Source organism: Burkholderia sp. MR1-5-21 (assembly GCF_053427715.1).
In genome coordinates, this window is record NZ_JBSAXD010000026.1 from 92,274 (window position 1) to 115,330 (window position 23,057).

At 64.1% G+C, this 23,057-nt stretch carries 18 protein-coding genes; 14 read left to right on the forward strand and 4 right to left on the reverse strand.

What is annotated here, in order from left to right:
- Positions 1–125: 125 nt before the first annotated feature.
- On the reverse strand, positions 126–1,082 hold the full coding sequence (locus tag ACV229_RS29565) for a LysR family transcriptional regulator (protein WP_448086617.1): 957 nt from the start codon (positions 1,080–1,082) through the stop codon (positions 126–128).
- Between the two features lie 490 nt (positions 1,083–1,572).
- On the opposite strand from ACV229_RS29565, the gene ACV229_RS29570 reads away from it, so the two are divergent.
- Positions 1,573–2,364 carry an enoyl-CoA hydratase-related protein gene (locus ACV229_RS29570; protein ID WP_448086618.1) on the forward strand — a complete coding sequence of 264 codons (792 nt, stop codon included), beginning with the start codon at positions 1,573–1,575 and terminating at the stop codon, positions 2,362–2,364.
- A gap of 145 nt (positions 2,365–2,509) precedes the next feature.
- Here ACV229_RS29570 and nudC read toward each other — a convergent pair whose 3' ends face one another.
- The gene (gene nudC, locus ACV229_RS29575; RefSeq protein ID WP_448086619.1) at positions 2,510–3,454 is read right to left on the reverse strand and encodes an NAD(+) diphosphatase; all 945 of its coding nucleotides are present in this window, start codon (positions 3,452–3,454) and stop codon (positions 2,510–2,512) included.
- 130 nt (positions 3,455–3,584) lie between these two features.
- Positions 3,585–4,406, reverse strand: a complete 822-nt coding sequence (gene panB / locus ACV229_RS29580; RefSeq protein ID WP_448086620.1) for a 3-methyl-2-oxobutanoate hydroxymethyltransferase — start codon at positions 4,404–4,406, stop codon at positions 3,585–3,587.
- Positions 4,407–4,546: 140 nt separating this feature from the next.
- Between panB and ACV229_RS29585 the strand changes: the two genes are divergently transcribed.
- Positions 4,547–5,017 (forward strand): Lrp/AsnC family transcriptional regulator, encoded by a 471-nt coding sequence (locus ACV229_RS29585; RefSeq protein ID WP_448086621.1) that lies wholly within the window; start codon positions 4,547–4,549, stop codon positions 5,015–5,017.
- Positions 5,018–5,118: 101 nt separating this feature from the next.
- On the opposite strand, the gene ACV229_RS29590 is transcribed toward ACV229_RS29585, so the two are convergent.
- Positions 5,119–6,798, reverse strand: coding sequence for a sigma-54 interaction domain-containing protein (locus ACV229_RS29590; protein ID WP_448086622.1), 1,680 nt, complete (start codon positions 6,796–6,798; stop codon positions 5,119–5,121).
- A gap of 269 nt (positions 6,799–7,067) precedes the next feature.
- On the opposite strand from ACV229_RS29590, the gene ACV229_RS29595 reads away from it, so the two are divergent.
- The 12 genes from ACV229_RS29595 to ACV229_RS29650 all read left to right on the forward strand — a co-directional run bounded on the left by ACV229_RS29595 (position 7,068) and on the right by ACV229_RS29650 (position 23,013).
- Entirely contained in the window at positions 7,068–8,297 is a 1,230-nt protein-coding gene (locus tag ACV229_RS29595) for a CaiB/BaiF CoA transferase family protein (protein ID WP_448086623.1), read from the forward strand.
- 12 nt (positions 8,298–8,309) lie between these two features.
- Positions 8,310–9,089: an enoyl-CoA hydratase-related protein gene (locus tag ACV229_RS29600; protein WP_448086624.1), complete on the forward strand. Its 780-nt coding sequence runs from the start codon at positions 8,310–8,312 to the stop codon at positions 9,087–9,089.
- 15 nt (positions 9,090–9,104) lie between these two features.
- Entirely contained in the window at positions 9,105–10,787 is a 1,683-nt protein-coding gene (locus tag ACV229_RS29605; RefSeq protein ID WP_448086625.1) for a class I adenylate-forming enzyme family protein, read from the forward strand.
- Positions 10,788–10,789: 2 nt separating this feature from the next.
- Positions 10,790–11,560: an enoyl-CoA hydratase/isomerase family protein gene (locus ACV229_RS29610; RefSeq protein WP_448086626.1), complete on the forward strand. Its 771-nt coding sequence runs from the start codon at positions 10,790–10,792 to the stop codon at positions 11,558–11,560.
- The gene (locus tag ACV229_RS29615; protein WP_448086627.1) at positions 11,553–12,308 is read left to right on the forward strand and encodes an SDR family NAD(P)-dependent oxidoreductase; all 756 of its coding nucleotides are present in this window, start codon (positions 11,553–11,555) and stop codon (positions 12,306–12,308) included. Before ACV229_RS29610 ends, ACV229_RS29615 begins: the two co-directional genes overlap by 8 nt.
- 14 nt (positions 12,309–12,322) lie before the next feature.
- Positions 12,323–13,489, forward strand: coding sequence for an acyl-CoA dehydrogenase family protein (locus ACV229_RS29620; RefSeq protein ID WP_448086628.1), 1,167 nt, complete (start codon positions 12,323–12,325; stop codon positions 13,487–13,489).
- A 9-nt stretch (positions 13,490–13,498) separates the two neighbouring features.
- Positions 13,499–14,374 (forward strand): 3-hydroxyacyl-CoA dehydrogenase family protein, encoded by an 876-nt coding sequence (locus ACV229_RS29625; protein ID WP_448086629.1) that lies wholly within the window; start codon positions 13,499–13,501, stop codon positions 14,372–14,374.
- A 1-nt stretch (position 14,375) separates the two neighbouring features.
- Positions 14,376–15,032, forward strand: coding sequence for a 3-hydroxyacyl-CoA dehydrogenase family protein (locus ACV229_RS29630; protein ID WP_448086630.1), 657 nt, complete (start codon positions 14,376–14,378; stop codon positions 15,030–15,032).
- The gene (locus tag ACV229_RS29635) at positions 15,029–16,141 is read left to right on the forward strand and encodes a CaiB/BaiF CoA transferase family protein (RefSeq protein ID WP_448086631.1); all 1,113 of its coding nucleotides are present in this window, start codon (positions 15,029–15,031) and stop codon (positions 16,139–16,141) included. Before ACV229_RS29630 ends, ACV229_RS29635 begins: the two co-directional genes overlap by 4 nt.
- 30 nt (positions 16,142–16,171) lie before the next feature.
- A complete protein-coding gene (locus tag ACV229_RS29640; RefSeq protein ID WP_448086632.1) occupies positions 16,172–17,707 on the forward strand; it encodes a 3-hydroxyacyl-CoA dehydrogenase in 1,536 nt (511 codons plus the stop codon).
- Positions 17,708–18,115: 408 nt separating this feature from the next.
- Positions 18,116–21,631, forward strand: a complete 3,516-nt coding sequence (locus ACV229_RS29645) for an indolepyruvate ferredoxin oxidoreductase family protein (RefSeq protein ID WP_448086633.1) — start codon at positions 18,116–18,118, stop codon at positions 21,629–21,631.
- 389 nt (positions 21,632–22,020) lie between these two features.
- Positions 22,021–23,013 (forward strand): LysR substrate-binding domain-containing protein, encoded by a 993-nt coding sequence (locus tag ACV229_RS29650; protein WP_448086634.1) that lies wholly within the window; start codon positions 22,021–22,023, stop codon positions 23,011–23,013.
- Positions 23,014–23,057 lie beyond the last annotated feature (44 nt).

The following is a 23,057-nucleotide window of genomic DNA, read 5'->3' on the forward strand; positions in this document are numbered from 1 at the left end:
GCCAAACCGGCCAAAAGAAAAATACGGATTGGAGAACCGGCCATCTGTCAACGAGATGGCTGCGCCGCGAAGGCGACAAGCGCCAGGACATGGCGGGCGCTGGACTCAGGAAGGAGACACGCGGATCAGCGATGCGCGTCGCCAGGCGGCGTGGCGCGCGCGCCAGGCCAGCCGCCGAGTTCGCACAACTGACGCACGACATTGCCCACCAGCGCGCGCACCGCGCGCTTGGCATGAGTCAGCGGCATCTCGCGGGACAGGCAGGTGCCCAGCGTACGTCGCATGGCGTCGCATCGGATTGGATGGGCGATCAGCTCGCCGGCATCCAGTTCCTGCGACACCAGCGCCAGCGGCAGGATGGTCGGGGCAATGCCCGCCTGCACCGCGCGCTTGAGGATGTGGACTGAGTTGATTTCGGCGGCGAGCTGCGGTAGCGGCAAGCCTCGCTCGCCAAATACCTGCTCGATGATCGCGCGGACACAGTGGTTGTGCTGGGCCGCCGACAGGATCAGCGGCTGTGCGGCAATCGAATCCAGCGACACGCCGGCCTGCGGCGGTGGGCCCGGGTACTGCGCGCCGCGGATCCAGTAGAAGTCTTCGTCGACGATGGGCTCGAAATCGAAATCGGCCAGCGGGACATTGGAGGTGAAGATGGTCAGGTCGACGCGGCCCTGCCTGGTCTGGTCGAGCAGATTGCCGGTCAGCTCCTCGTTCAGATGCAACGAGACTTGCGGCAGCTGCTCGCGCGCGGCCTGCAGCAGGGGTAATGCCAGCGCAGCGGAGGCGCTCTGCGGCACCCCAATGATCACCGACCCAACGATTGATTCAGGCGCACGCACCGCGATGCGTGCGTCGTCGAGCTGCTTGAGGATACCCTGCGCGTAGTCATAGAAGACCTTGCCCGATTCCGTCACCTGCACGCCGGCGCGCCCGCGAACCAGCAACTGCACACCGAGTTCCTGTTCCAGGTCACTGATCTGCTTGCTCAACGCCGATTGGGCAATGAACAGGCATTGTGCGGCGCGCGACACGCTGCCGGCATCAACAATTCCCACGAAGTACTTGAGCTGTCGGAGTTCCATGTTCGCCTCTGGACGGGCGCGGCACGACGCGTGCGCGGCGACGATAGCAAGCAACGAAGGGCGGACGTGTTCCCTTCATTCAGCAAGAGTTTCGCAAAACCCACAAAAATATATATCAAGATATTGACGCATATCGCTCTGCGGCGTATCGTGAGATCGTCAGCAGGATGCGGATCAGGAGGGCGCCGTGATGTGCGTCGTCTTCGGCATTGCCGATCGGCTGGAGGACAGCCGCAACGCATTGCAGACAAGCGCATGCGCGGGTGACCCGCAGCCGCGCAAACAACCAGCAACGGCAATGCTCGCGAGTCGTAGCTCGTCATCCAGGCAATCGCCCGATGCGCGGCTAATCCCGCACCTGTGACGCGAACCGTCAGATGCGTGCTTCTGATCTCGCTCGACAGGCAAGCGATCGTTGACCGCTCGCGGTCCTGGGTTTCGTTTCGGCTCCTGCGGCCCTCTTACCAATTTGCTCAATCGGATTTTCACCATGACTTTCAATCTGATCAGCGTCACCACCGGAGCGATCGCCCGGATCGTGCTCAACCGCCCGGACAAGCTCAACAGCTTCGATGAGGCGATGGTGCTCGAGCTCCATCGCGCGATCGATCAAATCGAAGCGGACAGAGAGGCTCGTGTGCTCGTCATCACCGGTGCCGGCCGCGCGTTCTGCGCCGGGCAGGATCTCGCCGATCCAGCCATGCAGACCGTCGACGGCAGGCAGCCTGACATCGGCAATCTGGTCGAGCGTCTCGTCAAGCCGCTTGTCATGAAACTGCAGAACCTGCACGTGCCGACCATCGCCGCTGTCAATGGGCTCGCCGCTGGTGGCGGCTCCGCATTGGCGCTGGCATGCGATCTGGTCGTGGCAGCGCGATCGGCCTACTTTCTCCAGGCGTTCTCGAAGATCGGCTTGACGCCCGACACGGGCAGCACGTGGTTTCTGTCCCAACGGGTCGGCACCGCGCGCGCAATGGGCCTGACCATGCTTGCCGACAAGTTGCCGGCGGCCAAGGCCGCGGAATGGGGGCTCATCTGGGAGGTCCTGGAAGACGCGGAATTCGCATCGGGAGTCGAATCGCTCGCACAGCGCTTGGCGGCGATGCCCACCAAGGCGCTCGTCCGCACGCGCCAGCTCGTCCAGGCCGCAAATGGCCATTCGCTGGAGCAGCAACTGTCGATGGAAGCCACCACCATTCGTGAAATGGGATGGAGCAAGGACTACGCGGAAGGCGTGCTGGCATTCAGCGAAAAGCGGGAACCCCGCTTCACCGGCGAATGACGTGATGCGTCACGGTCCGTTGACCACGCGATTCGCGGCCAACGGACCGCACTTCGCGGCGACGCTGTCGGAAGTAGACTCGCCCCCCCCGCTCTCTCCTGCTTGCGCACCTGGCAAGCGTTGATGCGTGCTGGTACCGATGCGTTCAACAATGCAGGACTGAAGCGCCTTGCGCCACATACGCCTGGAGCAGATGGTGGGCTATCGCAAACGGCTTGGGGGCCGTCAGTCCGTTCGCGTGCGTTCCCGCCAGCATTGCCGATACTTCCGATCGCGAGAACCAGCGAGCGTCCTCGAGTTCCGTTGTATCGACGACGATCTCCGTCGAACGCGCCTGCGCAAAACATCCGATCATCAACGACGACGGAAATGGCCACGGCTGCGATGCGTAATAGACCACCTGCCCGCATTTCACGCGCGCTTCCTCGAGCACCTCTCGGCACACCGCATCTTCGACGGTTTCGCCCGGCTCGACGAAACCCGCGAGTGCCGAATACATTCCCGGAGAGAAATGGCGCTGGCGCCCGAGCAGGCAATGATCGCCATCGATCGCCAACATGATCACGACAGGGTCCACCCGTGGAAAATGGCGCGCACCACAGGCATCGCAGACGCGGTGCCAGCCAGCCATCGTGGCGCGACTTGCGGATCCGCAGTTGGCGCAGAAGCCATGGCGCCGATGCCAGTCGAGCATCGATTTCGCCTCGCCCAGCATCCCGAGGAGTTCGGGCGAGACGAGGCCTTGCAGCGCGATCGAGCGGAGGTCGATGCGATCGTGCGCCGGGCCTTTCGATTGCCCCTCCTGGTCGGATCCGAGCGAGAAACCGAGCGCAAATCGTCCGCTGCCGTCACTGTGCTGCCCGAGGAATACACATTGAACAGGCTCCCCAAACGCAGCCACTTCGCTTGCCAGGAACCATGGGTCCTGCCCGTTTCCCCGCTTGAGCAACGGAACGTCTGCATCGAAAACGAGGAAGCGCGTGCCGGGAGTGTTGTGCAGGCCCTCGATGAAACCGAGGTTATCCCTCATCTCGGAGCGACGATCGAGCGGGTTGCAGTTAAAGCCGATGGGTGCGGAAGTGGTGAGCATCGCTGACACGGAAATGCCGATGGTGACAATTGTCGAGTATGGCACGACGTCCTGTCCGCCGTCTCGGGCCGTGCCGCAAATCCACGCAACGCATCGCGTCGCAGCGAAGCTGCCACATGGCCTATCACGCTCAAGCGAAGAACGAATGCTCGGGTGCGGGAAAGGCGCCGGCCTTCACTTCCGACACATACGCACGAATGGCGGCCTCGATCGACGTTTGCCCGTCCATGAAGTTCTTGACGAATTTCGCCTTCCGTCCAAGGTACACGCCGAGCACGTCATGCAGCACGAGCACCTGTCCCGAGCAATGCACGCCGGCGCCGATGCCGATGGTGGGGATCGTCAGCTGCGCCGTGACCTGTGCCGCCAATGCGGCGGGGATGGCTTCCATGACGATCAGTTGGGCCCCTGCATCCTGCATCGCCATCGCGTCCTCGATCAGGCGGGCGGCGGCCGATTCGGTCTTGCCCTGCACTCGAAAGCCGCCGAGTGCGTGCACCGATTGCGGCGTCAGGCCCACGTGCCCGCATACGGGAATGCCGCGCTCCACGAGGAATCGGATCGTCTCCGCGAGCCATGCGCCCCCTTCGAGCTTGACCATCTGCGCGCCGGCGCGCATCAGCCGCGCAGCATGATCGAATGCCTGGGTGGGGGTCGCATACGTCGCGAATGGCATGTCCGATACGATCAGTGCAGTCCGGTTGCCGCGTGCGACCGATTCGGTGTGATAGACCATGTGATCGAGGGTGACCGGCAGTGTCGTCGACTGGCCTTGCAGCACGTTGCCGAGGGAATCGCCGATCAGCAGCACATCGGTGCCGCACCGGTCCAGCAACGCGGCAAAGCTCGCGTCGTAGCACGCGAGCATCGCGATTCTTTCGCCGGCTTCGCGCATGTCTTGCAGCTTGGGAATCGTGATGGTCTTGCGGGCAGGTTCTTGCAGGTAGCTCATGATGGCTGGACGGACGACCGGCGGTTGTTTCGAAAGGCCCCAGTCTATGCGCTTCCCGGTCGGATTTTTTACCAAATCACGCTTGAATTCCGCTGCCGTGTAGTACGATTTTTCTATCAAATCAGGAACATGTAGTTGTCATGATGCGCGAACACGACCTCGATAAAACGGACCTCAAAATTCTCCGGGAACTGGCGGTTGACGGCAGGTTGAGCTGGCGCGAACTGGCGGAACGGATCGGTCTTTCGCTGACGCCGACGCTGCGCCGCGTTCACAAGCTCGAGGAACAGGGATTCATTCGCGGCTACGTCGCGCAACTGGACGAGCGCAAACTGATCGGCGGGCTCAACGTATTCGTCGCCGTCACGCTCGAAAATCAATCCGAGGCCGTGATCAAGCGTTTCGAAAAAGAGATCGTGGTGGCGCCGGAAGTCATGAGCTGCTTCACGATGACTGGCGATGCCGACTTCATCCTGCGCGTGGTCGTGCACGATCTCGACTCTTACCAGAACTTCCTCACCAAGACGCTGACCCGGATACCGGGCGTCGAGCACATCCGCTCGAGCTTCGCGTTGAAGACCGTGCTGAACCGGACTTCGCCCATGCTGTAACGTCCGGCCGGCACGGGCCGCCGAACCGCGACAGCCTGCCGGAGTTCGCCGGAGCCCGGCAGAGGGAACGGCGGCGCGCCGTCGGGCCGGGCGTCGCCGGCCTAGCGCGGGAGCGGCTCGTCCGTCTGGGCGTCTTCCATCATGCTCAAGCGCTTGTAGAGGTAGGAACGCGAAATGCCGAGCTCCTCGGCCACGCGCTTCTTGTTGCCGCCGGTCCGCCGCATCGCCTCGCGGATGAGTTCGGATTCCACGCGCTCCTTGGCTTCCCGCATGTCGACAGCGCCCTTGGCCGCCGCATGCAGCACCTCCTTGGGCTGCTCGGCGAGCCACGGCTGCGCGGCGCCTTCCAGGCTGCCGAAATCGGCGATCGACAACGTCGGCCCGTCGCAGAAGATCGCGGCGCGCTCGATCGCATGCTGCAATTGCCGGATGTTGCCTGGCCATTCACGCGATTGCAGGAAGTGAATCGCGGATTCGGAGATCGACTTCTTTGGCGCGCCGTGGCGCAGCGCGAACGCTTCGAGAAACGTATCGGCGAGTTCCGGGATGTCTTCGAGCCGCTCGCGCAATGCAGGCAAGCGCAACGTCACCGCGCTGATGCGGTAGAAGAGATCCAGGCGGAAACTCGAGCCGGCGATCATTGCCTTGAAATCCCGGTTGCTGGCGGAAATCAGGCGGAAGTCGGAATGGCGCGCCCGATCGCCGCCGATTCGCTCGAATTGCCCATCCTGGAGGACTCGCAACAGCTTGACCTGCATGTCGACCGGCATGTCGCCGATTTCGTCGAGAAACAACGTTCCCGTGTCGGCGGCTTCGAACTTGCCTTTTCTCCCCTTGCGATCCGCACCGGTGAACGCGCCGGGCTCGTATCCGAACAGCTCGCTTTCGACCAGATTGGGGGGCATGGCCGCCGAATTGACCAGCACGAGCGGTTTGTCGCTGCGCGGACTGAGCATGTGAATCGCGTGGGCGACCATCTCCTTGCCCGTACCGCTCTCCCCCACCAGCAGCACCGGCACATCGAGCGGTGCGACACGCAGAATGTCCTCCTTGAGCCGCCGAACCGCCTCGCTGCTGCCGACGATCTGATCCAGTCCGTAACTCCGGTTGCGGATGCCGGACAATTCGCGCTTGTAGAAATCAAGCTCCTGCTTGACGCGCGCGAGTTCCGCCGTCAACTCGCGCATCACCTCGGGCCCCTTGAACATGACTTGCCCGACCGCGGCCACCACGCGCTTGTTGCGATCGAAGATCGGCAGACGCGAAACGACACGGGTGATGCCGTTCATTTCCTGCAATTGCGCGACTTGCCCCTTTCCTGTGGCCACCACCTCGTGCAGCTTCGTGTTCTCGATCACCGCAGTGACATGGCGGCCGATGGCTTCACCATGCTTCAACCCGAAGAACTTTTCATGGACCGGGCTCATGTAGGCAATCTTGCCCGCCGTATCGACGACGATCATCGCCTTGTACGGGTCGGTGATGAAGTGCCGGAGAATGTCTTCCGCCAGGTCGACGCCGGCAAGGAATTCGCTGAGCGCGTCGGCTTCCTCGAGCGCAAAGATCAGGAAGCACACTGCGTCGCGCGTGGGAATCGCAGCCACCGTCAATGGGCGCTCGAACTCCGTCATTGCCGACAGGCGCTTGACCGGTGCCCGGTCGCGGTTCCGCCACAGCCGGCCAAGCGAGGCCGAGACCAATGCGTCGCGGCCGAGACCGCTGGCAAACGTCACGTTTCCCTCGTCGTCCATGACGAGAATGCCTTCAGATTCGCGTTTCATGTCTCCCACCATGACGAGGGCCCATCGGGACCCTGAAGTGTATTTGTCGACGACACACCTGTTGTCGAACTGTGCGCCAAGTACAGCATGAATACAGTCTGATTCCAAGCCGCCGGCCGCGCTATCGCGCTGTGCCGACGCCGCCCCGCGCCCGGAGGTCCCGTCCGCGTTGAGTTCGCAGCGGATCGCATACAGATCAAGCAAATTACGTGCCGAAAAACTGGCACAGCGCTTGCATCAGTAGCGGTACCCATCAAAATTCGATCGCAATGGACGCACTGAATACACTTCCGCTCGTCGATTCCGGCTCCGGACTGCGTTGCCTGCACGGCGTACGCGTACTCGATTTCACGACGTCGGTGGCGGGCCCGTACGGCACGCTGCTGCTGGCTGACCTCGGCGCCGAGGTCATCAAGGTCGAAAAGCGCCACGGCGGCGACGATACCCGGAGCTGGGGGCCGCCGTTTCTCGATGGCGAATCGCTGTGGTTCCTGAGCATGAACCGGAACAAGCTGAGCATGACGATCGACCTGACGCGCGCAGAGGGCCGCCGGATTGCCCACGATCTGGTGCGCCAGTCAGACGTCGTCGTCGTGAACACGGCACAACGCGTGCAGGAAAAGCTGGGGCTCGACTACGCAACGCTGAAAGCGCTGAACCCGGCGCTCATCCATGTCTCCGTCACCGGATTCGGCCTGCACGGAGAGCGGGCGGACATGCCGTGCTACGACCTGATCGCCGAAGGCTATTCGGGTGTCATGCATCTCACCGGACAGGCGGATCGGCCGCCCCAGAAAGTGGGCACGCCCGCCGCCGACCTGCTTGCCGGCCAGGACATCGCGATGGCCACGCTCGCTGCGCTGCTCGAACGTCAGCGTACTGGCGCAGGCAAGCAGATCGACGTGTCGATGGTCGCCACGTCCGCACGCTTCATGGCGCCCCGAATCGTTCCTTATCTGGGTTCCGGCCAGTCGCCGATGCGTTCGGGCGGCACCGATTCGGTGATCGCGATCTACCAGGTGTTCGATACCGCGGACTACCCGATCACGCTCGGCCTCGGCAACGATGCGATCTGGCATCGGTTCTGGGCGGCAGTCGGGCATCCTGAATATGGCCGGCAGCCCGGCTTCGACACGAACGCGAAACGGCGTCATGCCCGCGAGCGGATCGTCGCCACGATTGCCGACGTCCTTGCCACGCAGTCGCGCGGGCACTGGCTGCCGATGTTTGCCACGCATCGCATTCCCGCCGGACCGATCAACAGCATCGATCAACTGGCCGACGACGCGCCGCTGCGCGAGGACGGCATGTTCTTTGCCGCTCAGGGCGCCGCGGGCCGGGTTCCGCAGGTGGGGCTCGGCATTCGCTTCGATGGCGACAGTGCCGTCTATCGTACCGCGCCCCCTGCTCTCGGGCAGGACACGGAACGCATTCTCAGGGAACACCTATCCATGTCCGCGATTTGCATCGCGGGCCTTATCGACTCGGAAATCGTTTGAACAGGAGACACAATGAGCTACTCGGAAATCCTCTACGAAGAAGATGGCCCGATCGGCACGATCACGCTGAATCGTCCGGATGACGGCAACATGTTCACGGAAACGATGTGCCACGAAATCCGGGATTGCATCAACGCGATCCGGCGCGAGACGCGTACGCGCGTGATCGTCATCACGGGCGCCGGCGACAAGTTCTTCTGCACCGGCGGACGGAAGGAAGGCATGCCGGACACCACGCTCTATGCCGGCGTGCTTCCTACGCTGGAAATGTACGAGAGCATCGACCGTCTGCAGAAGCCGGTCATCGCGTCGGTCAACGGTTTCGCGGTCGGCGGCGGCAATGTGCTTCAGGTGGTCTGCGACCTGACCATTGCAAAGGAGTCGGCCGTGTTCCGTCAGGTCGGCCCGATGGTCGGCAGCTTCGATGGCGGTTACGGCACCTGGTACCTCGAGGATCTGGTCGGCAAGAAGCGTGCGAAGGACATCTGGTTCCGCAATCCGAAGATGAGTGCGCGCGAGGCGCTCGAAATCGGCCTGATCAACCGCGTGGTGCCGGACGAGCAACTGAAGGCCGCAACGCGCGAATACGCGCTGGAAGTCGCCGAGCGCGGCGCATTCGCGCTTGCGTCGTTGAAGGGTGCGTTCAACGCCCGCCACGGCGGCGTGAGCGGCCTGTCGCGCATGGCGCACGACCTGCTGCTGCGCGGCTACCTCGATACCGACGAACACGACGAACTGGCGGCCGCATTCGCAGAGCGCCGCAAGCCGGACCCGAGCAAGTTCGGGCATTGAAGCACGGGTGACGCCATGCAGAATATCCTGACTCTCCACAATCCTCAGAATGCAAGGGACTACTACCTGTCCGGCATCTGGCAGCAGGAGACGCTCTACACGCTGGCGCGCCGGCATGCCCGGGAACGCCCGACGTCGTGCGCGTTGCGCGACGCCGACGTGCGCCTGACCTGGCGAGAAGTGGTCGACTGGGTCGACAGCGTCGCGGAAGCCCTCCACCGGCAAGGCCTCAAACCCGGCGATCGCGTCGGGATCTGGCTGCCCAACGTCGTGCATACGGCGATCATCTTTCTGGCCTGTTCGCGTAACGGCTACGTGTGCTGTCCATCCCTTCACCAGAACTACACGGTCGAGGAAATCTGCACGCTGCTGAACCGCATCCAGTGCCGCGCGCTGTTTGCGATGCCGGGATACGGTGCGGATGCCGATCGCTACTCGATCTTTGCGCGCACGGGCGAGATGCCGACCCTCACGTCCGTGTTTGCGCTCCCCAATCCGGCAAAGGACGATCCTGCCGACTTCGCCGGCGCGTTGCCGTTTCCCGACCGCCAGCCTCCGGCCGCGCTTGCGACGCCCGACCTGAACCCGGACAAGATCGTCTATCTGGCCTTTACGTCCGGCACCACGGGCCAGCCCAAAGGCGTCATGCACAGCGACAACACGCTGCTGGCAAACGGCCGCGCACTGGTCGAGGATTGGGGGCACACGTCGGATACGACACTGCTCACGCTCAGCCCGATGAGCCACCATATCGCGACCGTCGCGATCGAGCAGATGCTCGTCGCCGGTCTCGAGCTGGTCATGACGAACCTGCGAGGCAGCAAGCACGCGCTGGACTGGATTCTCGAGACTGGCGCGACGTACGTGATGGGCGTGCCAACCCATGCGATGGACATCCTGCAAGCCGTGCGCGATCGCAACATGAGGACGCTGGGCGATGTGCGGACGTTCTACATGGCAGGGGCCACGATTCCCAGGGAAGTCGCCCAGAAGTTCCTCAGCCTGGGCGTGACCCCGCAGAACATCTACGGCATGACCGAAAACGGGTCGCACAACTACACGATCCCGACCGATACCCAGGACACCATCGTCTCCACATGCGGCCGCGCATGCCGAGGCTATGAAGTCCGTCTGTGGAAGCAGGACAACGCCGACGTCGAAGCGGATCCGGGCGAAATCGGGGAAATCGGCGGCCGCGGCGGACTGCTGATGCTGGGTTACTTCAGCAACCAGGTGGCCACCGAAACGTCATTCAACATTCACGGCTGGTTCATGAGCGGCGACCTCGGCATGTTCGACGAGAACGGCTGCCTCGTGATCGTCGGACGCAAGAAGGACCTGATCATTCGCGGCGGACACAACATCCATCCCGCCCGCATCGAGGAACTGGCGATGCGCCATCCGCTGGTCGAGCGCGCTGCGGCCTATCCGGTGCAGGACGAGCGGCTCGGCGAGAAGGTGTGCCTGTCCGTGATCCTGCGAGCCGGGCAGCACCTCGAGCCTGGCGACATGCTCGTGCATCTGGCTGGCTGCGGCCTGTCGAAATACGACATGCCGGAGTTCTACCTCGCGCTCGACGCGTTTCCGCTCACCGCGAGCGGGAAGATCCTCAAGCGCGATCTGGTCGACATGACGCTGCGAGGTCAGTTGAAGCCCGTCCCGGTCCGCTACAAGGCCCCCGTTGCCGCAGGAGCTTGAACATGTCGATAGAACTGGAATTTTCCGGCCCCTACGCGCTACTCACGCTGAACCGCCCGGACGCCCGCAACGCACTGCAGTTCGCGATGATCGACGCGTTGTCGCGCGCACTCGACGACGTGGCTGCTTCCAGCGCCCGCGCATTGATCGTGACCGGTGCGGGACCCAAGGCGTTCTGCGCGGGCGCCGACATCAAGGAACTGCTGGATCGCGGTCTGATGGATCAGCGCCGTGGCGCGCAACTCGGCCAGCGCACCTTCGCGAAAGTCGCCGCGCTGTCGATCCCGTCCGTGGCGGTGCTGCACGGATACGCGTTCGGCGGCGGCCTGGAACTGGCCATGGCCTGTACGTTCCGGATCGCCACATCGCAGGCGCGCATGGGGCTCCCGGAGATCAAGCTCGGCCTGATTCCCGGATACGGCGGTACGCAACGCCTGTCCCGCCTGGTCGGCGAAGCGCGGGCCACCGAAATGGTGATGTCGGGCAGGACGGTCGACGCAACCGAGGCCGAACGATGGGGGCTCGTCAACCGGATCGTCCCCGACGGCGAGCCGGTGGAACTCGGCAAGGCATTCATGTCCGAGTTCGTCGGCTACAGCCGTTGTGCGTCGCAATTCGCCCGCGAGGCAGTCGTGCGCGGCATGGCGACAACGCTCGGCGAAGGCCTCGACATCGAAGCAGACCTCTCAACGCTCGCATACCAGACCGCTGACGCGGCCGAAGGCATGCGCGCATTCATCGAAAAGCGTGCTCCGGAGTTCAAAGATGCGTGATCGGCTCAATGGAACTGTCATCGTGACGGGGGCAAGCCGCGGGATCGGCGCCGCCATCTCGGCCGAACTTGCCATCGCCGGCTTCAATGTCGCGTGCCTGTCCCGATCCGGCGAGTTGCCGAGTGTGGCGGACCTCGATGGGGAAGCACGACGCAGAATGGTCGCGATACGCTGCGACATTACGGATGCGGCGGCCACGCATGCGGCCTTTGCGTCCATTCCCGATGCGTTCGGGTCTGCAGTCGTCGGCCTCGTCAACAACGCGGGCATTCACCTGCAAGGCCCGTCCGCGACGTTTGCGCTCGCCGACTTCGAGCGTGTGATGTCCACCAATGCAACATCGATCCTGCTCGCGAGCCAGGCCGCCTACCCGCTGCTGTGCGACGCGGGCTCGTCGCTCATCGTCAATATCGGATCGTTCTACGACAAGCTCGGCGTAAAAGGCAATGCCGCCTATTGCGCGTCGAAGGCCGCGGTGGGCGCCATGACGCGCTGCCTCGCCGTCGAATGGGCACGCCAGGGAATCCGCGTGGCCAATGTCGCCCCGGGCTACATCGAAACCGACCTGAACCGCGACGAGTTGAACGAAGGCGCGCTGCAGGCATTCCTGAAAAAACGCATTCCGCTGGGCGCCCCCGGCAAGGCCGATGACATCGGCCGCTTTGTCGCGGCGCTGTTTCAACTTCCCGGGGGGTTCCTGACCGGCGAGACATTCTATGTCGATGGCGGTCAGGGCATCGCCCTATGATGCGAGGACCACACATGAACATTCTCGAACGTCTGGACGCACGCCTGCCGCTCTCCGACGAAGAACGGATGATCCTCGACAGTGTCAGGGATCTGTGCGAATCGCAGATCGCGCCACGCGCCGCCGAATACGATCGCAACGGCACGTTCCCGTGGGAAAACGTGCGGGCGATCAACGAGCTCGGGCTCAATGCGATGTTCGTTCCCGATGCCTACGGCGGTGCGCAGCTCTCCTACCTCTGCTACCTGGCATGCGTTCGCGAGATCTCGAAGGCGTGTGCATCGACCGGCATCATCTGGGCGACCAATTTCCACGCGATCAAGCCGCTCGTCGAGTACGGCAACGACGAGCAGAAGAGCCGGCTGCTGCCGCGCATTGCCGAAGGGGGGCTCGCATCGCTCGCGATCACGGAAGCCTCGGCAGGCTCGGATGCGACCGGCATGCGCACTACCTTCACACCCGACGGCGACGACATCGTCATCAACGGCGGAAAAATCTTCATCACCAACGGCGACGTTGCCGACCTGTACCTGCTGTTCGGCAAGTGGTCGGCAATCGACGATCCGAAATCCGCGATCTCCGTGCTCATCCTCGAGAAGGGAACCGACGGCCTTCGCGTGCTCGGCACCGAGCACAAGATGGGCACGCGCGCATCGAGCACCGCGAGCCTGTCGTTCGACGGCTGCCGGGTGCCGCGCGCCAATCTCATCGGCAACCCCGGCGACGGCCTGCGCATCCTGTTCGGGTCGCTGAACCGCTCTCGCCCCAGTATCGCCGCACATGCGCTCGGCATTGCGCGCGCCGCGTTCGAGGATGCGGTCGACTACATCAACGAACGCCGCCAGTCCGGCAAGCGGATCCTGGAGTTCCAGGGCATCCAGTTCATGCTGGCCGACATGGCCTCCGAGCTGGCCTTGTGCGAGTCGTGGCTGTGGCGGCTCGGCGGGATGGTCGATGCAGGCGAGCAGGATTTCGGCGTCGAGGCTTCGGTGCTCAAGCAGCGCGCGTCCGACGCCGCGATGCGCATCGCGACCGATGCCGTGCAGTTGTTCGGCGGATACGGGTACTGCAACGACTATCGCGTCGAGCGGCTGATGCGCGACGCGAAGATCACCCAGATCTGGGAAGGCACCAACCAGGTCCATCGCCAGCTGATCGGACGCAGCTTTCTGAAAAAATAGGAGACGTGCATGACAACCATCCAGACCGTCGGCGTGGCCGGCGCCGGAACGATGGGCGCCGGTATCGCGATCGTCGCGGCGCGCGCCGGTTTTCGCACCATCGTGTTCGATGCGCGACAGGACGCGCTCGACAAGGCCCGGACGCAAACCGAAGCCTTCCTCCGCAAATCGGAAGACAAAGGCAAGCTCCCGCCAGGCGGCGCCGCCGCCACCCTGGAGCGCTGGCAGGGCAGCACCGATCTGTCGACGCTCGCCCAATGCGATATCGTGATCGAGGCCGTGTTCGAGGATCTCGCCGTCAAGCACCAGCTCTTTCAGGCGCTCGACAAGGTTTGCCCGGCAACCACGCTGTTCGCGTCGAATACGTCGACGATCTCGATCACCGAGATCGCCGGCGGCTCGGGCAGGCCGGACCGCTTCGTCGGCATGCATTTCTGCCTGCCGGCGCAACTGATGAAGCTGATCGAAATGTCGCCCGGCCTCGCCACGTCCGACGAAACGTTCCAGCGCGCGTGGGCATTCGCCGAGGCGATGGGGCAGAAGCCGGTCGCCACGCAGGACACGCCCGGCTTCATCCTCAATTACTTCCTGATTCCGTTCAATAACGATGCGATCCGGCTCGTCGAGCAAGGCGTCGCCGAACCCGCCGACATCGACGCCGCGATCAAGACCGCGCTCGGTTACCCGATGGGGCCGCTCGAACTCCTCGATCTCGTCGGCATGGACACGCAGAAGCTGCTGTGCGAAGCCATGCACGGGCTGACTCACGAGCCTCGCGCCGCATGTCCGCCGCTCGTTCGGCGGATGATCGCCGCAAACCGCCTCGGCAAGAAAACCGGCAGGGGCTTTCATGTCTACAGCGACAACAAGATGTTCGGAGCCTGATATGCGCCATGAGATCGTCAAGGCCGGCGAAAGCCGCTCCTTTCCTTCCCCGCATCCGTTCCTGGAGCAGGCATCGACCGGCGGCGACGGGCTGGTGTTCGTCGGCGCCGGTGCGGGCAGCGCCTATGCGGCGTCCACGGGACTCGAGTCCCGGACGTTCGTCGCCATCGAACTGGGCACCGAGTGCCTGGGTGTTCACACGGGCGAGAGCCGCGGGCTCGAGGGTTCCAACGTCGTCGGCTTCGCGCGGTTCCGCCTTGGCGATTCGGACCCGAGCCCGCTCGTCGAACTGGTCAAGCAGCCCGGCACGTTGCCCGCGGCCGTCGACGCCGCCAAGGCCGCGTTTCAGGCCGCGGGCCTGGTGGTCGCGGTCTGCAACGATTTCCCGGGCCGCATCGTCGACCGGCTGATTCGTCCGTACTTCAATGCGGCGTTGCGGCGCCTCGACGAGAAGCTGGCGAGCGCGGACGATCTGGACAAGACGCTCTGCCTCGGGCTCGGCTACCCGGAGGGGCCGATTTCGCTGCTCGAACGGACCGGCCTGGCGCACCACTATGCCGTCACCGAGGCGCTCCACCAGGCGCTCGGCCAGGAGCCCTACGCGCCGGCACGCCGCGCGCGCGTCGCGGCCGAGCGGGCGAACGGAGGGGCGCGATGACGCAACCGCTTGCCGGCATCAAGGTGCTCGACTTCAGCACGCTGCTTCCCGGGCCGCTGTGTTCACTGCTGCTGGCGGAAGCCGGCGCCGAGGTGATCAAGTTCGAACGGCCCGACCGTGGCGACGACATGCGTTCGTACGAACCTAAGGTCGACGACGACAGCACCAATTTCGTGTTGCTGAATCGAGGCAAGAAGTCCGTCGCGATCGACCTGAAGTCACCGGACGCCCTCGAGCGGCTCGCACCGATGATCGAAGAGGCCGATGTGCTCGTCGAGCAGTTCCGGCCGGGCGTGATGGAGCGGCTCGGGCTCGGCTACGCGGCTGTCGCGAAACGCAACCCGCGCCTCGTGTATTGCTCGATCACCGGCTTCGGTCAGGATGGGCCGCGTGCGCTGGAAGCCGCCCACGATCTCAACTATGTCGCTGCGGCTGGCATGCTGTCGTTGACGGCCGGCACGGACGGCAGACCCGGTCTGCCGCCTGCGCTGATTGCGGACATTGCAGCGGGTGCCTATCCCGCCATGATCAATATCCTGCTTGCGTTGCGGCAGCGGGACCGTACCGGCCAGGGCGCGCATCTCGATGTTTCGATGGCCGAGAATCTCTTCACGTTCCAGTACTGGGGGCTCGGCGGCGGTGCACAGGGGCAGTGGCCGCGCCCCGCCGCCGATCTCGTGACGGGCGGCTCGCCTCGCTACCAGATCTACCGCACCGCCGATGGCGCCTTTCTGGCGGCGGCCCCGATCGAAGACAAGTTCTGGAGCAACTTCGTCGCGCTCGTCGGGCTCGAGGTCGAAGCACTGGCCCGGATGTCGCCGGCTCATGCGATCGACGCCGTCGCCGAGGCGATCGCAATACACCCTGTTGCCTACTGGCTGGACCGATTCTCCGGACACGATGTCTGTACGAGCCGCGTGGTGAGCCTCGAGGAGGCGAGCCGCGATCCGCATTTCGTCGTACGCGGCATTTTTGACCGCACGGTACGGACAGCGTCCGGCACCGCGCTGCCGGCACTTCCGGTTCCCGTCGCAACCGCGTTCCGTGCGCCGGACCTGGAGCAGCCCTCGCCCGCGCTGGGAGCCGACAGTCATCTCCTGAAACCGTGAGGACTTATGTCGCACTCTCCGGAATCTCACATGCATACCTCTACGTCACCCATCCCGCTCGAAACCATCGGCATCGTAGGCGCAGGCGCCATGGGCCGTGGCATCGCGCAAATTGCTGCATTGGCCGGCCTCGCCGTCAATCTCTTCGATACCAGTCCGCAAGCGCTGACTGCCGCTCGCGCGTACTTGCAGGACACGTTCGCCAGACTGGCAGACAAGGGGAAGCTGAGCGTGGAAGACGGCGCGGCCGCGCTCGCGCGCGTACGCCCCTGTACGGCACTCCAAGAGTTCGACGGCTGCGATCTCGTAATCGAAGCGATCGTCGAGAAGCTCGACATCAAGCGCCAGTTGATCGCCGAACTGGAAGCGATCCTGCGTCGCGACGCAATCATTGCGTCCAACACGTCGTCGCTGTCGATCACGGCGATCGCCGCCGGCGCCAGATATCCGGCGCGCATCGCCGGCTACCACTTCTTCAATCCGGTACCGTTGATGAAGGTGGTCGAAGTCATCGACGGTATTTCCGGCGACCCGGCCGTAGGCGATGCGCTGATGGCGCTTGCTCGACGCATCGGTCATACACCCGTGCGCTGCAACGACATGCCCGGCTTCATCGTCAATCACGCAGGCCGGGCCATGAACATCGAAGGCCTCAAAGTCGCGCAGGAAGGCGTTGCGGCGTTCTCTGACATCGACGACATCATGCGCGAGCAGGCCGGCTTTCGAATGGGCCCGTTCGAGCTGATGGATCTGACCGGGCTCGACGTGTCGCATCCGGTGATGGAGTCGATCTACAACCAGTTCTATCAGGAGCCCCGTTACCGCCCGTCCCCGATCACGGCGATTCGCGCGGTCGGCGGCCTGGTCGGCCGCAAGGCCGGTGCCGGATTCTATCGATACGATGATGGTCGGAAACAGGGGGCAGCACCCGCAACCGCACCGTCCGAACGGCCTGCCAGCATCTGGGTCAGTCGTGCAGACCGACGCGGTCACGAGAGGGTGGTCGCGCTGCTGGACACGCTGGGTGTGTCGACCGAGGAGGGCGACGCGCCATCGACCGGTGCCCTGATCGTGGTCACGCCACTGGGTCGCGATGCCACCACCTGCGCGCTCGACGAAGGCCTGGACGCGAGCCGCGTCGTCGCAATCGACACGCTCCTGCCGCTCCAGGCAACCCGCCGCCGGACCGTCATGACGACGCCCGCCACCACCCGCGCGATGCGTGACATGGCACATGCGCTGTTCGCAAGCGATGGCGTACCGGTAACGGTGATCCGCGATTCGGCCGGGTTCGTGGCGCAGCGCATCGTCTGCTCCATCATCAACATCGCCAGCGACATCGCACAGCAGCGCATTGCGTTGCCCTCGGACATCGATCTCGCGGTCCATCTCGGCCTCGGCTACCCGAAGGGGCCGTTGGCGCTCGGCGATGCCATCGGTCCGCGGCTGGTACTCGACACATTGCGCAACCTCGCGAGCCTGACAGGCGACATGCGCTACCGTCCGAGCCCGTGGCTGTGGCGCCGTGCCGGACTCGGGCTGTCGCTGCTGACGAATGACGCATGATGTGTCGACGATCGCCGGTCTTCAAGGACATGTCCTCACCGCGGACAATCGTGTCCAGAGGGCGAGCAGATCGGCGTGCTCACGCCGGATCGTGCGCAGCACGCCGGCTCAAAACCATCCTCGTACTCGCCGACTCGATATGCGCGCCGGCGACGAACGGCCGGATAGCGCAGCATCGCTTCCAGGCGGCAGGGACCTCCGTCGCCTGTTCGGCCTTCTTTTCAGCCCCCTCCAGCGCGACCGGCCCCACACGGACAAAAATATTGGTTCATTGATACTAATTCAGTTTTCATAACTAGTTCAAAGCATCCAACCAAACCGACATTGGTAATTCATATTGGCGCAAAACATTCGACACGAAGCCATAAACTTACTCATCGTTCGAGAAGTTGAATTCTGGAGACATTCGTGAGTACTGAGCTGAAGTCGCATGGCGCCTCGGGCTCGGCCCAAAGCCGACAACGCACCTTCATCACCGGCATCCAGGCGCTGGTTCGCCTGCCGATGATTCAACGCGAGCGCGACCGGGCGCTCGGCCTCAACACCGGTGGCCTGATATCCGGGTATCGCGGGTCGCCGCTCGGCGTATACGACCAGCAGTTGTGGAAGGCATCGAAACAGCTTGCCGCGCACGACATCGTCTTCCAGCCTGGACTGAACGAGGACCTTGCTGCGACCGCGCTTTGGGGCGCGCAGATGCATACCGTCTTCGGCGATACGAAAGTCGACGGCGTCTTCGGCATCTGGTATGGCAAGGGCCCCGGCGTCGACCGGACCGGCGACGTATTCCGCAACGCCAACATGATGGGCACGTCGAAGCTGGGCGGCGTGCTTGCGATTTCCGGCGACGACCATGCTGCGCAGTCGTCCATGTGGCCTCACCAGACCGACGGCATTTTTCATTCCGCGTCGATTCCGGTGCTGCAGCCGAGCAATGTCCGCGAAGTGATCGAATTCGGCCTGGCCGGCATCGAGATGTCCCGTTACACCGGCCTGTGGGTGTCGCTCAAGACGATCGCGGAGGTCGTCGAAACCGCGGCGTCGATCGATATGGCAACCTGGCCGGCATTCCACGCGCCGACCGATTTCCCGATGCCCGCGCACGGCCTGAACTGGGACCCGACGCTGTCGTGGCCGGCCCAGCGCGGCGAGTACGAACGCCGGTTGATCGACGAACGGCTCCCTGCCGCGCGCGCGTGGGCACGGGCGAATCGGCTCGACCGCGTCGTAGTCGATGCGCCGACGAAGCGACTGGGCATCATCACGGTCGGCAAGGCGCATCAGGACTTCATGCAAGCCTGCCGCGATCTCGGCCTGAGCGACGCTGCGCTGCGTGCGATGGGCGTATCGGTGTACAAGGTTGCGATGAGCTGGCCGCTCGAAACCGATGGGGCATGCGAGTTTGCCTCGGGACATCGCGAAGTGCTCGTCATCGAGGAAAAGCGCGCGAACGTCGAAGCCCAGCTCAAGGAAGCGCTGTTCCATCGGCCGGACGCGCAACGCCCCGTCATCTCGGGGAAGGCCGACCCGGCCGGCAATGCGCTCCTTCCGGAAGTATGGGAATTCAGCGCCTACCTCGTTGCAGGCGTGCTGGTGCGCCGGATGCTGGCCAACGGCATCGATTTGCCCGAGGTGCGCGAGCGGCTGGCCGAGCTCGACGCCGCCGCGAAAAAGCCCTCCACCGCCGTCATCCCGGTGCGCCGGCCGTTTTTCTGTTCCGGCTGCCCGCACAATACGTCGACGCGCACGCCGGACGGCTCGATCAGCGGCGGCGGGATCGGCTGTCACGTCATCGCGCTGTCCCAGCCGGAACTGAAGACCAAGGTGGCCAGCCACATGGGCGGGGAAGGCGCCCAGTGGATCGGCGCAGCGCCGTTTTCGAAGACGGCGCACGTGTTCCAGAACCTCGGCGACGGCACCTACCAGCATTCCGGCCTGCTCGCGATTCGCGCAGCCGTCGCGGCGAAAACCAACATCACGTACAAGATCCTGTACAACGACGCGGTCGCGATGACGGGCGGCCAGCCGACCGAAGGCACGAACGATCCTGCCCGCATCACGCGCCAGCTGCACGCGGAAGGCGTCGAGAAGATCGCGTTCGTGACCGACAACCCGGCACGCTGGGAAGGCAATAGCGAACTTGCGCCGGATGTCGGCGTGTACCATCGCGACCAGCTCGATGCGGTGCAACGGCAGCTTCGCGAAGTGCCGGGCGTCACGGCGATCGTCTACGAGCAGACCTGTGCCGCGGAGAAGCGGCGTCGCCGCAAGCGCAAGGAAATGCCCGATCCGGATCGCCGGGTCTTCATCAATCAGGAAGTCTGCGAGGGCTGCGGCGATTGCTCCGTCCAGTCCAACTGCATCTCCATCGAGCCTGTCGATACGCCGCTCGGCCGCAAGCGCGCGATCAACCAGAGTGCCTGCAACAAGGATTTCTCGTGCGTGAAGGGGTTCTGCCCGAGCTTCGTCGAAGTGGAAGGCGTCAAGGTCCGCAAGCCTGACAGCAAGCGGCTCGCAGGAATGGAAGCCGACTTGCTGGCGAGCCTCCCTGCTCCGGCGCTCCCGGCGCTCGACGAGCCGTTCAATGTCTACATCACCGGCATCGGCGGTTCCGGCGTGCTGACGATGGGCGCGATTCTCGGCGCCGCTGCCAGCGTCGACGGCCTCGCGTCCACGGTGCTCGATTTCACGGGCATGGCGCAAAAGAACGGCGCCGTGGTGAGCCAGGTGCGCATCGCCGCGACGGATGACCAGATCGCCGCGTCGCGCATCGGCGAAGGCAAGGCAGATCTGCTGCTCGGTGCGGACCTCGTCGTTTCGGCCGCGCCCGATTCGCTGCTCCGGCTGTCGCAGAAGCGAACCTCGGCCGTGCTCAATCTCGCGCCGACGCCGACGCCCGACATCGTCAGCAACCGGGATGCCGCGTTGCCGACGAAGCTGATGCACGACCGGGTTCGCAATCGATGCAACGCCGAGTCGTTCCATGCGTTCGATGCGGGTGCGATCGCGCAGAGCATCTTCGGCGACACGCTGCCGACGCACACGCTCATGTTGGGCTATGCGTGGCAGAAGGGTCTGGTGCCGCTGAGCCGCGAGTCCATCGACCAGATCATCGAGCGCAACGGTGCGGCAGTCGACATGAACAAGTCGGCGTTCAACTGGGGGCGCATCATCGCTGCCCGACCGGACGCGTTGAGCACGATCCAGGGTCCGGCTGCGTCGTCGAAGGCGGAAGCCGCCACGCTGGACGAACTCGTGGCGCTCCACCGGCAGCGGCTTGTCGAGTACCAGGGGGACGCTTACGCACGGAAGTATGCCGATCTCGTTGCGCTTGCATGCCATGCCGAAGCGAAGGCTGGCGGAAAGGGTGACGTGTTCGGGGCCGCTGTTGCCCGAAGCGCCTACAAACTGATGGCGTACAAGGACGAGTATGAGGTCGCGCGCTTGTACTCCGCGCCGGCATTCCGCGAATCGTTGACGGCGCAATTCTCGAACGCCGACAAGGTATCGCTCTGGCTTGCCCCTCCGCTCTTCTCCAGTGTCGACCCGCGCACCGGTCGTCCGAAGAAGCGAAAATTCGGCCCGTGGATCTTCCCGGTCCTGAAAGCCGTCGCCGGCTTGCGTGGCCTGCGCGGCACGTCGCTCGACGTCTTCGGCTACACCGCCGAGCGGCGTGCGGAGCGACGTCTCGTTGCCGAATACTTCGACGACATCCGCAGCGTGTGCGCGTCGCTGACCGAACGCAAGCTCGAGCAGGCGGTGACGTTCGCGTCGCTCCCGTTGGAGATCCGCGGTTTCGGCCCCGTCAAGGAAAAGGCCATGCGCGATCATGTCGACCGGCGCGCCGACGCGCTGGCCGCACTCTCCGCGCCGCCTGGAAGCGGCACCGGCACCCGTTCGCGCAGCACCATCAAGGCCGCATAAAAAACGCAGCCGGACAAAAACGACAACATGGAGACGTGATGCGAGACGATATCCCGTTCTCGCGAAGAGCACGGGCCCTGACGGGCCCGGTGACTCGCACAATCCTGAAGGCAACGGAGCGGCCCGGGATCATTTCGTTCGCGGGCGGGCTTCCGTCCGCGAACACCTTTCCGGTTCAGGCGATGCGATCCGCCTGCGAACGGGACCTCGCGACAGCGCCCGAGGACGCGTTCCGGTACGGGCCGTCGTCCGGGCGACCGGCCGTTGCCCCGCATCCCGACGCACGATGGCGAGGAAAGTCCAGAGACCTCACTCACTAAGGAATACTATTGTTTTCCGCTAACCGCTATACTGGCTGCTTATAGTTGGAGGCATGGGAGACTGTCACGATGGACGTCCGTCAATTGCGCTACTTCGTGCAGATCGTGGAAAGCGGCAGTCTCGCGAAGGCCTCGCGCCAGCTGTTCATTGCGCAGCCGGCATTGAGTCAGCAGGTGGCCAAGCTCGAGGAAGTCGTCGGCAGGCCGCTCCTGACACGGTCGGCCCGAGGCGTCGAGCCGACGGAAAACGGGTCCGCGCTCTATCACCATGCGAAGTTTCTGCTTCGCCAGTTCGACCAGACCATCGCGATCGCCCGACAGGACGCTGCACAGGTCAGCGGGCGCGTGTCGATCGGCCTCGCACCGACGACGGTGCGAGTTCTCGGGTTGCCGCTCCTGCGTCACTTGCGCGACACCTATCCGGGCATCGTGCTCAACGTGGTCGAGGGCCTGAGCGGTCATATCGAGCACATGACGCGCATGGGACAACTGGATATGGCCGTGCTGTTCAGCCAGACCGCGGCTTCCGAACTGGCCGTCGAGCCGTTGCTCGACGAGGAACTCTTCGTCATCGCAATCGCGCATTGTCCGCTGATCCCGGCGGATACGACGTCCCTGCGCCTCGAAGACGTCGCGCGGCTGCCGCTGATACTGCCCTCCGAAGACCATAGCCTGAGGCGACGCATCGTTCAGGAAATCGAGCGGCGCGGGCTCTCGATGCAGCCCGTCGCGGAAATCGATTCCCTCCCGCTCGTCATGGCTTGCGTGGAAGAAGGAACCGGCGTGACGATCAAGCCGATGTCCGCGCTGTATTCTGTGCACGACCATCGCGAGAACTGGCGCGCGCTGAAGATCTCGGATGCCGTCATGACCCGCCGCAACTTCCTCTATTCGCTTGCGCCGGACAAGCTTTCACCTTGCGCCGCACTGGTCAGGCAGGAGGTCAAGACGGTGATACGGAAGCTCGTCACCGACGGTCATTGGCAAGGCGTGACTCTCGCGCTCGAGCAAACCGCCGATGCGCCGGCCTACGGTACCGGCACTGATGCCGAGGCAGCGTGATTCGCGACATGCGGACGCACGCGTCGAGATGCCTTCGCGCGCCT